Below are 14,512 nucleotides of genomic sequence, written 5' to 3'. Positions count from 1 at the left end.
ATTTGCATGTGTCCAAACTTGATGGTTACATACTTCATCGTTTCTGCCATAAACCCGTCACTGATAAAGTTGAAGTTGTCAATTTGCATATATCCGCCTTTTACATAGGTTTCATTATGGTGACGAGAAGAAAGATAAGTTCTTAAGTGCATTCTCACACCATCGGCAAGAGCCACATCCAGGTCAAGGTTTGCAGAGGCCAAGTTAAAGTTATTTCCAATTACAGTTAAAGGAACACCACCACTGTTTTCGTGATCAATGGCTTGAAACTGAAGTGTTGAGGCTCCACCTATTCTTACTTTCAAACCATCAAATGTAGAGATAGTGTCTTTTGGGGCTTCAAAAACGTTAATACCGTCTTTGTCTGGGCTTCTGTAATTGTCAAGATGTCTTTTATCCTGAGCAAAAGTTGTTGCTGAAACAAGGATTGCAACAAGTACAAGGGTTAGCTTTTTTATTGTTTTCATAGTTTTAAAAATTAAATTTAATTACTGCTTTTTTGATTGTTTATAGTTATTGGAATTATGTTTAGTTATAAATAACTTCAAAGTCAATGGTTACTTCCTCTCCGGTTCTCACGGTTCCCATCAATGCTCGTGGAGGATCGATTTTGTATTGGGTCATATTGAGGGCTACTTTTCCTGTCAAGGTCACGTTGTTACCTGATGTTTTAGCAGTAAACTTTATAGAAACCTGTTTGGTTTCACCGGCAATTTTCAGGTTTCCGGTGGTTTCAATGGTGTAGGTATTGTTTCCGGTTTCGGTTACCCTGGTCACTCTTGAAAGGGTGTAGTTGATGGTTTTGTGAGATTTGTTGTTAAGAGCAGAATGAGCATTTTTATCCATTCCGCTTTTACCGCTTTTTAAGCTTTCAACATCAACTGCAAAATTTAATTTCTCAATTCCGGTTAATTTTCCGTCTTCCATTTTAAATGCAGCTGTCCCTGACATTCTCTCGGCTTTCATATCCCAGTCGTGCAGGTTTGATGTACCAAATATGGTTAACTTACTGTTTGCATTGTTTACCTTTACTTCCTGAGCCTGAATTTGCTGAACTGAAAAGACAGCTATTAAAAGTAGGGTTAAGTTTCTAAGTGTTCTCATTGTATTGTGGTTTTAAATATTCGTCTTAATTTCATTGCAAATTTGCGACAGTTGTATTTTTTAAACTATGACAATTGTCACATTTGATTTTTGATATTTCTTAATGATAAAAAACTTTTTGCAGACACCCAGATTCATTAACTTTGGGCAATGAAAACTTTTGAACAGGACAACAGTTTACTCAACTTTTTATCTGAAGCCATATCTGAAGGCGTGGTGATTGTTGACGGCAACCAGCAAATAGTATCAGTCAACAAATCGCTGGAACAAATGTTTGGGTATTCATACCATGAATTACTTGGGCAGCACCTTAATATATTAATTCCAAAAAACATACACAGTGTCCACGGCACTTATGTAAAGGATTTTATCAAAAAAAGCGATAAAAGGCAAATGGGCCATGGGCGCAATTTGTTTGGCGTCCATAAAAAAGGCCATCTCATACCTGTGGAAGCAGGCTTGAATCCTTTTGAATGGGAAGGAAAATCGTTTGTAATGGCATTGGTGATTGATATTTCTGAACGCCTTGAACAGGAACAAAAAATTATTGAACTCAACAATAAGCTTGAAGAGCGTATCCTGCAACGCACCAAAGAACTGAACAGCACCGTAGAAGAGCTGCAACAGGAAATCGAAAAAAGAAAAGAAGCTGAAAAGAAAATAAAATCAGCCCTAAAACGCGAAAAAGAACTTAACGAGCTTAAAACCAAATTCCTTTCCATGGTATCACACGAGTTTAAAACCCCGCTCAGCGGCATTTTAACCTCCACCATATTACTGAGTAAATACAAACTGGGTGAGCAACAGGACAAAAGAGACAAACACTTGCGTACAATAACCGATAAGGTGCATTACCTCAACAACATTCTCAACGACTTTCTCTCTATTGAACGTTTGGATTCCGGTAAAGAAAATTACAAACCAACAACTTTCAAACTAAGCAAAGTAATCAACGAAGTGGTTTATAATGCTAATATGCTTCTAAAAAGTGGGCAACGCATCACATTTCCGCCTGAAGTGGATGAATACATTTTGACCCAGGATGAGAAAATTATGGAGCTTTGCTTGTCCAATTTAATTCATAACGCTATAAAATATTCCTCTGAAAATACCAAAATAGATATTGCCGTTAAACAAAACAAAAAAATGCTGACCATTTCAGTAAAAGACAACGGAATGGGGATTCCCGAAAAAGCCCAAAAACACATTTTCAGCAGGTATTTCAGGGCAGAAAACGCCATAAACGATCAGGGAACCGGAATTGGATTGAATATTGTGAGGGGCCATTTGAAAAATCTGGGAGGAAACATTAGCTTTGTAAGTCAGGAAAATATAGGTTCAACCTTTACAATGTCTATCCCCATCAAATTAAAGATTAAATAAACACATTATCATGCATAAAGTACTGCTCATTGAAGACGACACAGCCGTTAGAGAAAACACTGCCGAACTTATTGAACTTTCCGGTTATGAAGTCATTACGGCACCCAATGGAAAAATAGGTGTGTCCACGGCCAAAAACACCCTGCCAAACATTATTATTTGTGACATTATGATGCCTGAAATGGATGGTTATGGTGTTATTAAAGAGCTTTCAGAAGACTCAACAACCAAGCACATTCCCTTTATTTTCCTATCTGCAAAAACCGAACATAAAGACATCAGAAAAGGAATGGATCTGGGTGCAGATGATTACCTGACCAAACCTTTTGAAGAGCAAGACCTGTTCAGTGCCATTGAAAGTCGTCTGGCCAAAGCTGCAATACTTAAAGACGAACGAGAAAGAGTTGTAAGCACTGAAGAAACATCTGCACTGCGCTCACTCAACGACCTAAAAAATTATGTGGATGATAACGGCAAAGAATTGCTCTTTAAAAAAGGAGAGCTTATTTTTGAACAAGGAAACAACTCAAACTACATCTATCTCATCAATAAAGGCATCATAAAATGCCATAAAATTGATGAATCCGGTAAAGAACTCACCACGTCGCTTTACAAGGAGGACGATTTGTTTGGTTATGCTTCCCTTCTGCAAAACATTCCCTATCAAGAATCGGCTACAGCCATGGAAAATTGTGAGCTGGTTGCTGTTCCCAAAGAAGAACTGAAAGATGTGCTGAACAATAACCACAGGGTGAATTTTGACCTGATCAATCTGCTTTCAGATAATATTTCAGAGATTAAAGACCAGTTGCTGCAAATGGCTTATGGTTCGGTAAGGAGAAAAACTGCTGCAACCATACTTCAGTTTGCCGAAAAGATGAACAAGAAAAACAATGAAAGCATTAAAATTTCGCGTAGCGATTTGGCCAGTGTTGCAGGCATTGCCACTGAAAGCCTCATCAGAACGCTCTCCGCTTTTAATAAAGAAGGTTTGATAGATATTGAAGGCCGGAACATAAAAATCATCGACCTGGAATCCTTAAAAGAAGTTGATTGATATGGCAAAAGTACTCCCTTTCAAAGCCGTTAGACCTACCAGAGACAAAGTGGGACTCATTGCCTCAAGAGCTTATCAAAGTTATACCGTAGCCGAAAGAGAAGCCCGGCTGGACAACAATCCGTTTTCATTTTTGCATATTGTCAATCCCGGTTACAAGTACCACAAGGAAATTTCCGGAATCGAGCGTTACAAACTGGTAAAAAACCGTTATCAAGAATTTCGTGAAGAAAATATTTTTATTCAGGATAAAATGCCTTCTTATTATATCTACAAAATTGTTGACCGCGACCAGCAAACTTACGAGGGAATCATTGCAACTACCAGCACCGAAGAATATGAAAAAAACATCATCAAAAAACACGAAGACACCCTGAAGGAACGCGAGATCATTTTTAAGGATTACCTGAAAACCGTGGGCTTCAATGCAGAGCCGGTCTTGATTACTTATCCTGACAACAATGCGCTGGCAAAAATCATCAATGAAAACACCCAAACACGTTCTGAGTATGAATTTACGACCACTTATCGCGATACCCATTACCTCTGGGTGGTAGATGATCCTGAAGTAGTGGCAAAAATCCGGGCAGAGTTTGAGAATTGCGAGCACTTGTATATTGCAGACGGTCACCACCGTTCAGCTTCTGCTTTTTTGCTTCAACAGGAATTGAAATCTGAAAATAAAAAGCACACCGGAGAGGAAAACTACAATTATTTCATGAGTTACCTCATCCCCGAATCACATCTCACTATATTTGAGTTCAACCGAATGATAAAAGACTTAAACGGTCTTTCCAAAGAAGAATTCCTCATTGCTCTTGATGAGTTTTTTATGATAGAAAACCGGGGGTTAAATTATTACAAGCCGAACAAACCACATCATTTCAGCATGTATCTGGAAGGCGAATTCTATTCTTTACAGTTACGCCTTTCCAATTACAAAATCGAAAATGCGCTCGATGATCTGGATGCGCAAATACTTTATAAAACAGTTTTAAAACCTATACTTGGCATTGAGGATTTAAGAACCGACAAACGCATTGAATATGTTCACGGCAGAAATGATATGCCTTTTATAAAAGCCAGAGTGGACGGTGGCGAGTTTAAAGTAGGTTTCGGTTTGAAACCTGCCACCATCTATCAACTGAAAGACATTGCCAACCAAGGCTTGAAAATGCCTCCAAAAAGCACCTATATTGAACCTAAACTGCGAAGTGGTATAACGATTTATGAGTTTTAAATTGAGTTTGAAATAGAACGCTGATGACGCAGATTCAACGGATAATCGCCGATAAACAAATAAAAATCTGTGTAAATCAGCACAATCAGCGTCATCCGTGTGCTATTCTATAAATAAAAAAATGATTTAAAATCAAAATGTCAATATCACAAAACATAACAGCTATAAAATCCACCCTTCCGGGGAATGTAACCCTGATAGCCGTTTCAAAAACCAAAGCTGTTGCCGAAATTATGGAAGCCTACGATACAGGGCAGCGTGATTTTGGCGAAAACAAAATCCAGGAAATGACTGAAAAATGGGAACAAATGCCCAAAGATATCCGCTGGCATATGATTGGCCACGTTCAGCGCAATAAGGTTAAATACATGGCACCGTTTGTGCATCTCATTCACGCGGTGGACAGCCTGAAACTTTTAAAAGAAATCAACAAACAGGCACAAAAAAACAATCGGGTAATCAATTGTTTACTTCAGGTATTTATTGCCCGTGAAGAAACCAAGTTTGGTCTTGACCCCGAAGAACTGATTGAATTATTGGATTCACCAGAATATAAAAACTTACAACATATCAAAGTAATTGGCCTGATGGGAATGGCTACCTTTACGGAAAACGAAAACCAAATAAAAAGTGAATTTCAGTCCATTCAAAACCTTTTTAACGAATTAAGAGACAAGTACAAATTCACTGAACTATCCATCGGGATGAGTGGGGATTATGAAATAGCTCTCCAATGTGGAACAACCATGGTTCGCATTGGCAGTGCCATTTTTGGTGAACGAAATTACAATTAACTGAGTGTACGCAATACTTGACATAGAAACCACAGGGGGCAAATACAATGAAGAAGGCATTACTGAAATCGCCATCTACAAGTTTGACGGGCACAAAGTTGTCGATCAGTTCATCAGCCTGGTCAATCCTGAAATCCCCATTCAACCTTTTGTGGTCAACCTAACGGGAATCAACAACGAAATGCTCAGGCAGGCCCCAAAATTTTATGAAGTGGCCAAACGCATCGTTGAAATCACTGAAGAAACCATCATCGTCGCCCACAACGCCAACTTTGATTACCGCATTTTAAAAACCGAATTCAGCCGACTGGGATTTGAATTTGAACGAAAAACCCTTTGCACAGTAGAACTATCAAAAAAACTGCTGCCCGATGTCAAGTCATACAGTTTAGGCAAACTCGTCAGGGAATTGGGCATCCCCATGAGCGACCGTCACCGCGCCTCCGGAGATGCACAAGCCACCGTTACACTCTTTAAACTCTTACTCTCAAAGGATTCCAAAAAGGAAATCATCAGCAACACCGTAAGGATGGAACCCAAAAGGCAACTGGATTCAAAACTGCTTCGCATTATAGAAAAAATTCCGGGTGAAACAGGTGTTTACTATATGCACCGCGAGGATGGCACCATCATTTACATCGGAAAAAGCAGAAATCTCAAAAAACGCATTGTTCAGCATTTTACCTCAGACAACAGAAAATCCAAAAAAATACAGGAAGAGGTTTATTCAGTTTCCTTTGAAAAAACCGGCAGCGACCTCATTGCCATGCTCAAGGAAAGTGAAGAAATAAAAATCAACAAGCCCATATACAACCGGGCATTAAGGCGAACCATTTATCAGTTTCAACTCAACAGCTTTACAGATGAAAATGGTTACGTCAATTTAAAAATTGAAAAAGCTGATGCCAGAAAAAAGCCCATCACAACTTTCAGTAACTTACAACAGGCAAAAAATACATTGTTCAAAATTTCAGAAACCTATGGCTTGTGCCAAAAGTTAACCGGCTTGTTTCAGTCCAAGTCCGCCTGTTTTTCTTATTCAATTAGAGAGTGTGCCGGAGCCTGCATTGGCAGAGAAAGTTCCGAAAACTACAACAAACGAGTGGAAGACTTTCTAAAGACACATAGTTTTGAAAACAAAAGCATGCTTATCATTGACCGTGGCCGCGAAATTGATGAACGTAGCGTGGTTCATATTGAAAAAGGGATTTTCAGGGGAATTGCCTTTTTCAGTCTTAACTACCAGGTGAATAACCCGGAAGTTTTAAAGTCTCTTATCACCCCTATGAGTCACAACAGAGATGCCCAGCATATCATTCAAAACTATTTGCGAAAACAAAAAGGCATTAAAGTGATTGAACTGCAAGAATAATTAGGCATTTCAATTTTAGATTTCTTAAATTTGAAGATAGTATCTAATACCAACTATGCAGCAGGACGAATCAAAATCCAGAATTGACCTCATAAGACAACGCATTTATATTGTGATTTACGGCACAAACACCCGTGCCGGAAAATTATTTGATGTATTCCTGCTTATTTTTATCCTGCTGAGTGTGGCAGCGGTTATGCTGGAGTCTGTTCAGGAAATTGATGCAAAATATCACAGTGTTTTAATGATCGCTGAATGGATCTTTACCATTTTGTTTTCAATAGAATATATTCTCCGGATTTTTTCAACCAGAAAACCCTGGAAATACATATTTAGTTTTTACGGAATCATCGATTTTCTCGCTATTTTGCCGATGTACCTTTCCTTCTTTATATCCGGCAGTAATCTTTTAACGAACATAAGAGCACTTAGGTTACTCAGATTGTTCCGGGTGTTGAAGCTTGCCAATTTTATTGGCGAAGCTACTAACCTAAAAACTGCCCTTCGCGCAAGCAGGGCAAAAATAATAGTGTTTTTATTTACAGTGTTTATTATCGCAATGATTGTAGGTACTTTAATGTTTTTAATTGAGGGTCCAGAAGCCGGTTACACGAGTATTCCACGCGGGATTTATTGGACAATTGTTACATTAACAACAGTTGGTTTTGGAGATATTTATCCGGTCACGGCCATTGGCCAGTTTTTAGCCATGTTTGTAATGATTACCGGTTATGGCATCATTGCCGTCCCCACCGGTATTGTGAGTGCAGAATTTGCTAAACAAAAAACTAAACGAAAGTACAAAGAAAAGCAATTAAAAAAATCAAAAATAGTTTGTCCGGTTTGCAATGTCGAAAATCACAACAAAAAAGCAACTTATTGTCATAATTGCGGCACAAAACTCCACATTTAACTTTGGTTGAAAGCAAAAAATACCTCATAGCCATTGTTGGGCCCACAGCTATTGGAAAAACAGCTGTCTCTATCGCTTTAGCGAAACATTATGGTTCTGAAATTATTTCTGCAGATTCACGCCAATTTTTTAAAGAAATGAATATTGGAACCGCAGTTCCTTCTCCTGATGAACTAACCCAAGTCCCTCACCACTTTATTCACCATATTTCAATCGGCCAAAATTATAATGTGGGCGATTATGAAAAAGAGGCTATGCAAAAGATTGAAGAAAAATTCAAACAAAATGATTTACTATTTCTTGTTGGGGGTTCCGGCTTATATATTGACGCCGTCATAAAAGGATTAGATGACTTTCCTGATGTTTCCACAGAAATAAGAGAAGGGCTTCAAAAACTATTTTTGGAATCGGGTATTACAACATTGCAAAGCAAGTTACAGCAACTAGACCCTGAATATTTTGAAATTGTTGATAAAAACAATGCTCACAGATTAATTAGGGCTCTGGAAGTTTGTATAGGTACTGGCAAACCTTACTCTTCTTTTTTAAGAAACAAATCAAAAAAACGAAATTTTAAGGTGCTAAAAATAGGTCTGACAGCAGATAGAAATTTACTCTATGAACGCATCAACAATCGGGTAGATTTGATGATGGAAGCAGGACTCCTAGAAGAAGTCAGAAGATTACAATCTAAAAAAGATTTAAATGCATTGCAAACGGTGGGTTATAAAGAATTATTTTCGTTTTTAAACGAGGAAATCACACTCACTAAAGCCATAGAAGAAATCAAGAAAAACTCAAGGCGTTATGCCAAAAGGCAACTCACCTGGCTTAGAAAAGACGAGGCGGTTCAATGGTTTGAATATAATGAGCCCATTGAAAACATCATTCAGTATATAAAACTCAAAACGTCCTGACGTGCAAGACGTCTTGAGGCCTATACTTCAATTAATTTTCTACTTCACTTTTCACTACAAGGCGGAATCCCTCGCCGTGAATGTTTAAAATCTCAACATCGTCATCTTTGCTGAGGTATTTTCTGAGTTTTGCAATATAAACGTCCATACTTCGCGAGGTAAAATAGTTGTCGTCTCTCCAGATTTTGGTCAACGCCAGCTCGCGGGGCATCAGGTCGTTTTTATGCAGTGCCAGCAATCGCAACAATTCGTTTTCTTTTGGCGAAAGCTTATCCGGCTTTTGATCCTTATAAGTAAGGAAGCGAAGTTTTGAGTTCAGGTGAAAATTACCAACCTGAAAGTCAAATTGCTTGCTGTCTGCCAAAGAATCAGTTGCTTTACGCTGAATGATGGCTTTGATTTTCATCAACAACACTTCAGAGTCAAAAGGCTTGTTGAGGTAATCATCTGCGCCAACTTTATAGCCTTTTAGCACGTCTTCTTTCATTGCTTTTGCAGTTAAGAAAATAATGGGGATATCCTCATTTTTCTCCCTGATTTCCTTGGCTAAAGTGAAGCCGTCTTTATACGGCATCATGACATCGAGGATGCAAAGGTCAAAATCATCTTTTTTAAACTTTTCAAAACCTTCCATACCATTTTTGGCGTGGGTGACATTGTAATTGTTCATTGTAAGATAATCTTTTAAGACAGTTCCAAAATTAGGATCATCTTCTACCAATAAGATTTTTTTATTTTCTGTTTCCATGACTTAAGATATTAATTGAAGTTTAATTATGAAGGTACTTCCTTTTCCTTTCTCGCTTTCCACAAAAATCTCACCTTGATGGTCGTCAATAATGCGTTTTACGTATGAAAGTCCAAGTCCGTGACCCTTTACGTTATGTATGTTTCCCGTGTGTTCCCTATAAAATTTTTCAAATATACGCTTTTGTGCAATCTTACTCATACCACTGCCCTTGTCCTGCACTTTCATAATGATACTGTCTTTTACATTTTCAGTATATATATCAATTTCAGGAGCCTCAGGTGAATATTTTATAGCATTGTCCAATATGTTCACAATTACATTGGTGAAATGTGACTCGTTGGCCAATATGGATGATTTTTGAGCGTTAAAACGGGTCTTAATGTATCCTCCACGATCTTCTACCAATAGTTGAACGTGTGTGATGGCATCTTCAATGAGTTCATGTAGTTTATGCCGTTCTTTCTTAATGTTTAAATCCCGTTTATCCAACTTTGAAATTCGCAAGACATTTTCCACCTGAGCGTGCATTCGTTTGTTTTCTTCCCTTATCATTTTCAGATAACGCTCCATGGTCTCTTTGTTTTCAGAAATCAACGGGTTTTTCATAGCGTCAAGTGCCAGATTGATAGTTGATATGGGTGTTTTAAACTCGTGTGTCATATTGTTGATGAAATCAGTTTTGATTTCTGAAATTTGTCGTTGTCTAATCAATTGCTTAATGGCACTGTAATATGCTAATATAATTATAGTTGTCAAAGAAAGTGTCAAAAAACCCATACTTACCAATGATGAAAACACAAATTTTTGTTTTTTTGGAAATGTAAGCAACAGTTCATAATTATAGCTTCTGTTTTCATCTATAAACAAGGGAACACTATAAATGTCTGGTGAATCTTGCATAAAGGTAAACCCTTCTGTTGCCACCTGCGTTGACAAACCCCTGCTGAAAATTGCAAATTCAAAATCTATATCCAGATCTCTGGTTCTAAGCTGGTGCTTTATTAAGTCTTTTAAGTCTTCAAGCCTTACCCTTTTATGAATGGGTATTTGTTTTGCAATGTCTTTAAATGTCTCCCTGAGCTGAAACTGTGAAGGTTCTTCAAGAGTTCTTATTGAAATTTCACTTGATTCGGTATTCGTTGAGCTTCCGTCAACACCAGTACTGAACCTGGCAGAAAATTTTCTATTAGTAAATTTAGTAAAGTTAATACTGTCTGCACTCACTTCAAGCATATTGGATGATAGCTTGAAATCTTCTTCAAGCAAACCACTTGAATAGATGAACGTTTCGTTGGTGAGGTTATCGGTATTTGTATAAACAATTTCCCTGAACGTTGTTCTGTCGGGCTGGCCAATACTGTCTGCCACCTCAGCATAAAGCCTGTAAAAATACTCGAGCTCTTTTAGTTGCAAATCTTTTGAAATAGCGATTAATGATTGCCTGACGTTATAGTTGAACTGATCTTCTTTATTTTGAAATGAGTTCTTGATCCAATAACCCTGAACAAAAATAATCCCCAGCAAACAAAGGCTCATAAACACTATGAGTAGTATAAACAGTTTTTTGCTCATCCCTCAAAAGTAAGATTTTAACATTTAGCCCTTTAACGGTTTAACCAAATGTTAACAAAACTATTTTCATTAAGCATACAGCTTAATTAATTCTTGGTGAATAGTGTAAACTTTTGTATTTAATGATTCCAAATCTAAATTATTTTCAATCACAAAATCTGCCAATTTCACCTTTTGGGCATCAGTCCATTGATTTTCAATTACATTCACAACTTTATCGGTTGTTGTTTGGTCTCTTTTCACAACGCGTGAAATGCGCTTTAGTTCATCGGATACTACGAGTATGGTTTTGTCGCAGTGTTTATAGTTTCCATTTTCAAAAAGAATGGCGGCTTCTTTAATGGCGTAAATACCTTTCTGATTGTTTAGCCAGTTATTAAAATGTTTGCCAACTTCAGGGTGAACAATATGATTGAGTTTTTGAAGTAAACTCTTATCATTAAACACTTTAGAAGAAATGTATTTTCGGTTTAGTTTATTGCCTTCGTAAGCTTCGCCTCCAAACAAATTGATGACTTTTTCCTTTATATTTTTGGAATGCATCAGCTTTTTGGCCTCATCGTCTGCAATATAAACAGGGACACCCAGCTCTTTAAACATAGCAGCCACGGTTGTTTTTCCGCTGCCAATTCCGCCGGTGAGACCTATTACTTTCATTGTTGTTTAATATTGAATTTCAATGTTCAGCCCAAAAACTAAATAAATTAATACTTAAAGTTACTCAAAAAAGAGGTGAGGAAAACAGTTTTTGGGGTTTTTATTCAGGACCCTGATGTAAAATGTTGATTTTAAAAAAGCCATTCCGTATCCGAAAAACTGAATAAAAGTGGCATAAACTGAAAGCAACCCAATGTAAAGGCTTTTATTTTTTACAGCCGAATCCACTAAGATGAGAAATAAATAGAACATCAATAGTGTGAAAAAATACCAAACCCCAACAAAAAGCAATGCCGTAGCCACCAACGAAAACATCACAAAGGCACTTGGAAACCAAAACGTAGGTTTTGCAGACTCCGGATGCCACTTGGTAAGGATGGGCCTCACCATACCAAATTTTTTAACCTGGGTATAAAATTTTGGCCAGGAAATCCTTCGCTTGTGGTAAACAAAGGCTTTTTCTATCAATCCCGTTTTAAAACCGAGCTTTTTAAGTCTCTGAGATAAATCAGGGTCTTCACCTGGGTGGATTTTTCCGAATCCACCACTTTTTTCAAAAGCTTGTTTTGAAATTCCCAGATTAAAACTTCTGGGTTCAAAATCCTGAACTGCACTTTTTTTCCCCCTTATGCCCCCTGTGGTCAAAAAGGATGTCATTGTGTAATTGATGGCCTTTTGAAGTGAGGTGAAACTCTCGTGAGCTGCGTCGGGGCCTCCGAAACCATCCAAATATTTCACATTTAGAAATTTTTCGACTTCATCAAGGTATTGGGGCGGCAAAATACAATCAGAATCGAGTATAATAAAGTAATTGCCTGTGGCCCTTTTCATTCCAAAGTTACGCGAGTCACCCGGCCCGGAATTGGGTTTGTAAAAATAGTTGACATTGAGTTTGTCTTTAAATTTCGTGACAATTCCATCAGACATTTCTGTAGAACCATCTTCAATGATTAGGATTTCAAAGGGTTTATTATAATTCAGTTGGCAGAAACTATCAAGTAGCTCTTGTATTTCGTGGGGCCTGTTAAAAACAGGAATGATAAAAGAAAAATTTAATGACATCTTGCAAATATAGAAAAGAAAAAACCTTCTACTTGTCGCAGAAGGCTTTCCTAATAAATTAAAGAGTTCTTTATTTTTTAATGAATTGATATGCAGCCGTTTGACCCTCTGCATTTACTTTTATTAAGTAAATACCGGTACTTAAACCACTAACATTAATTTGAGAACTTGTAGCTTTAATGGTTTTAGACAACACTTTTTGCCCAATCATATTGTACACTGATATATCATCAAAGTTAATGTTAGAACTAAGATTTAACACATTGTTTGCAGGATTTGGATACATCACAAAACCGTCAATGATATTATCGTTAACACTAGCTGCAGTATCTGTAGTGAAAGTCAACGGGCCTTCCCAGTCACTCAGGCCGTCAGGGTCACAATTGGTTCTTACATAAAAATCATAGGAAGTTTCCGGAGCAAGATCCATAACAGTTACAGTTGTAACACCCGAAGCAACACTCCCTGATTCAATTGGCGTGTCTATGTCAGGGTCTTCCCCTACATCCATTACTGCCCAATCATAGCCTTCAGTTTCCGTTGCAGAAGCTGTCCAAGAGAACTCTGCTGTTGTAATCCCAACATCATCCGTGGTTAAATTAGTTGGCATTTCACAAACAAAGGGTGGTGGTGTACTGGCGCAATAATATATTGTACCATTCCACGAACGGCTGGCAAAAGTAGATCCCGTAAAATCAGGATCCCCTTTACCTACACCTGTATTAACAGTAAGGTAAGAATCACTAAAGACATTGTCTCCATTTGTGTAAAACATAGATACTGATGGGTAATCTGATACAGTAATGTAAATTCCATAAGTATCACCATCGGGTATCATCAAACCGCCTACGTTCAATTCGGTTGGTATACCACTCCCCTGTCCTGTTACTGTCTCACTGCCCATAAGAGTCCAACCTGCTGGGTTGTTTTCAAAGCCTACATAAGAACCCGGTCTTGAAAAAACACTAATGTTTGCAGAACCTACTCCAATATTAATATCAAATTTTTCAATCAAAACATCCTCACCGCCACTTGCAGTCACATCAAACATGTTTCCGGCAAATTGATTTCCTGATAAAAATGGTACTGTGGTAAGGTCATCTTGTACGCAACTACTATAAGTATATGTAATACCCCAATTTAACAACGTACCTGTATCTCCACCTGCATTATCTGAAACCCACAGGGTCCATGTTCCCGCAGAGTCTTCACCGTTAAATGCAGATAGCGGATTGTTTGGTGAGTATGTGCCAGTTATAGTGTCACTAGTAGTTAAACACGTAGTTTCAATTGGATCTGCAGCGTCATCATCCAAAGTTATATCTGGACCATTACTACTACATCCAAATGTGGTGTTTGGCACTCCCGGACGATCCATAATCCTTACAGTAGTCCCAGCAGGAGACGTAATTTCAAAAATAAGGTCTCCAATCCAAGTATGATCAGCTTCAACGTGAACATCAACATCTGTCATAACAAAATTATTTGTTACGGTTAATGTAAAATTTACTCCGGTAGGGTCATCATCCGGTATTGGTCCATTGGGGCTATCCATAACAGTTTCAGATTGTGCATTGATTGCTACAGCCCCCAAAAACATCGTTAACAAAAACGACAAAATGTAATTTTTTTTCATGATTATTTGTTTTAGTTATGCATTAAATTTAATAAAAAAATTTATAGACATGTG

13 protein-coding genes and 1 pseudogene are annotated in these 14,512 nt (G+C 37.8%); 7 read left to right on the top strand and 7 right to left on the bottom strand.

Annotation, left to right across the window (positions count from 1 at the left end; genetic code table 11):
• Both AC6F75_RS04045 and AC6F75_RS04040 read right to left on the bottom strand, forming a co-directional pair.
• Window positions 1-467: pseudogene (locus tag AC6F75_RS04045) on the bottom strand (hypothetical protein); the annotation flags it as partial.
• Between the two features lie 61 nt (window positions 468-528).
• A complete protein-coding gene (locus tag AC6F75_RS04040) occupies window positions 529-1,104 on the bottom strand; it encodes a YceI family protein (protein ID WP_500713664.1) in 576 nt (191 codons plus the stop codon).
• A 150-nt stretch (window positions 1,105-1,254) separates the two neighbouring features.
• Here AC6F75_RS04040 and AC6F75_RS04035 point away from each other — a divergent pair, with 150 nt between their 5' ends.
• The 7 genes from AC6F75_RS04035 to miaA all read left to right on the top strand — a co-directional run bounded on the left by AC6F75_RS04035 (window position 1,255) and on the right by miaA (window position 8,780).
• Window positions 1,255-2,487 carry an ATP-binding protein gene (locus AC6F75_RS04035; RefSeq protein WP_500713663.1) on the top strand — a complete coding sequence of 411 codons (1,233 nt, stop codon included), beginning with the start codon at window positions 1,255-1,257 and terminating at the stop codon, window positions 2,485-2,487.
• Window positions 2,488-2,497: 10 nt separating this feature from the next.
• Entirely contained in the window at window positions 2,498-3,544 is a 1,047-nt protein-coding gene (locus tag AC6F75_RS04030) for a response regulator (RefSeq protein ID WP_500713662.1), read from the top strand.
• 1 nt (window position 3,545) lies between these two features.
• Window positions 3,546-4,784: a DUF1015 family protein gene (locus AC6F75_RS04025; protein WP_500713661.1), complete on the top strand. Its 1,239-nt coding sequence runs from the start codon at window positions 3,546-3,548 to the stop codon at window positions 4,782-4,784.
• 137 nt (window positions 4,785-4,921) lie between these two features.
• Window positions 4,922-5,578, top strand: a complete 657-nt coding sequence (locus AC6F75_RS04020; RefSeq protein WP_500713660.1) for a YggS family pyridoxal phosphate-dependent enzyme — start codon at window positions 4,922-4,924, stop codon at window positions 5,576-5,578.
• A 4-nt stretch (window positions 5,579-5,582) separates the two neighbouring features.
• Entirely contained in the window at window positions 5,583-6,950 is a 1,368-nt protein-coding gene (locus AC6F75_RS04015) for an exonuclease domain-containing protein (RefSeq protein WP_500713659.1), read from the top strand.
• A gap of 55 nt (window positions 6,951-7,005) precedes the next feature.
• A complete protein-coding gene (locus AC6F75_RS04010) occupies window positions 7,006-7,863 on the top strand; it encodes an ion transporter (RefSeq protein ID WP_500713658.1) in 858 nt (285 codons plus the stop codon).
• 2 nt (window positions 7,864-7,865) lie between these two features.
• Window positions 7,866-8,780, top strand: a complete 915-nt coding sequence (miaA, locus tag AC6F75_RS04005; protein ID WP_500713657.1) for a tRNA (adenosine(37)-N6)-dimethylallyltransferase MiaA — start codon at window positions 7,866-7,868, stop codon at window positions 8,778-8,780.
• 31 nt (window positions 8,781-8,811) lie between these two features.
• Here the strand turns inward: miaA and AC6F75_RS04000 are convergent, their stop codons facing one another.
• The 5 genes from AC6F75_RS04000 to AC6F75_RS03980 form a co-directional block, all read right to left on the bottom strand.
• Window positions 8,812-9,528, bottom strand: coding sequence for a response regulator (locus AC6F75_RS04000; RefSeq protein ID WP_500713656.1), 717 nt, complete (start codon window positions 9,526-9,528; stop codon window positions 8,812-8,814).
• 3 nt (window positions 9,529-9,531) lie between these two features.
• On the bottom strand, window positions 9,532-11,103 hold the full coding sequence (locus tag AC6F75_RS03995; RefSeq protein ID WP_500713655.1) for an ATP-binding protein: 1,572 nt from the start codon (window positions 11,101-11,103) through the stop codon (window positions 9,532-9,534).
• Between the two features lie 69 nt (window positions 11,104-11,172).
• Entirely contained in the window at window positions 11,173-11,760 is a 588-nt protein-coding gene (gene coaE, locus AC6F75_RS03990; RefSeq protein ID WP_500713654.1) for a dephospho-CoA kinase, read from the bottom strand.
• A gap of 60 nt (window positions 11,761-11,820) precedes the next feature.
• Window positions 11,821-12,822, bottom strand: coding sequence for a glycosyltransferase (locus AC6F75_RS03985; RefSeq protein WP_500713653.1), 1,002 nt, complete (start codon window positions 12,820-12,822; stop codon window positions 11,821-11,823).
• 70 nt (window positions 12,823-12,892) lie between these two features.
• Window positions 12,893-14,458: a T9SS type A sorting domain-containing protein gene (locus AC6F75_RS03980; protein ID WP_500713652.1), complete on the bottom strand. Its 1,566-nt coding sequence runs from the start codon at window positions 14,456-14,458 to the stop codon at window positions 12,893-12,895.
• Window positions 14,459-14,512: the final 54 nt, after the last annotated feature.

It is taken from the genome of Planktosalinus sp. (assembly GCF_059864935.1).
Note: the sequence above shows the minus strand (reverse complement) of the source record. Positions and strands in the feature narration are given on the sequence as shown.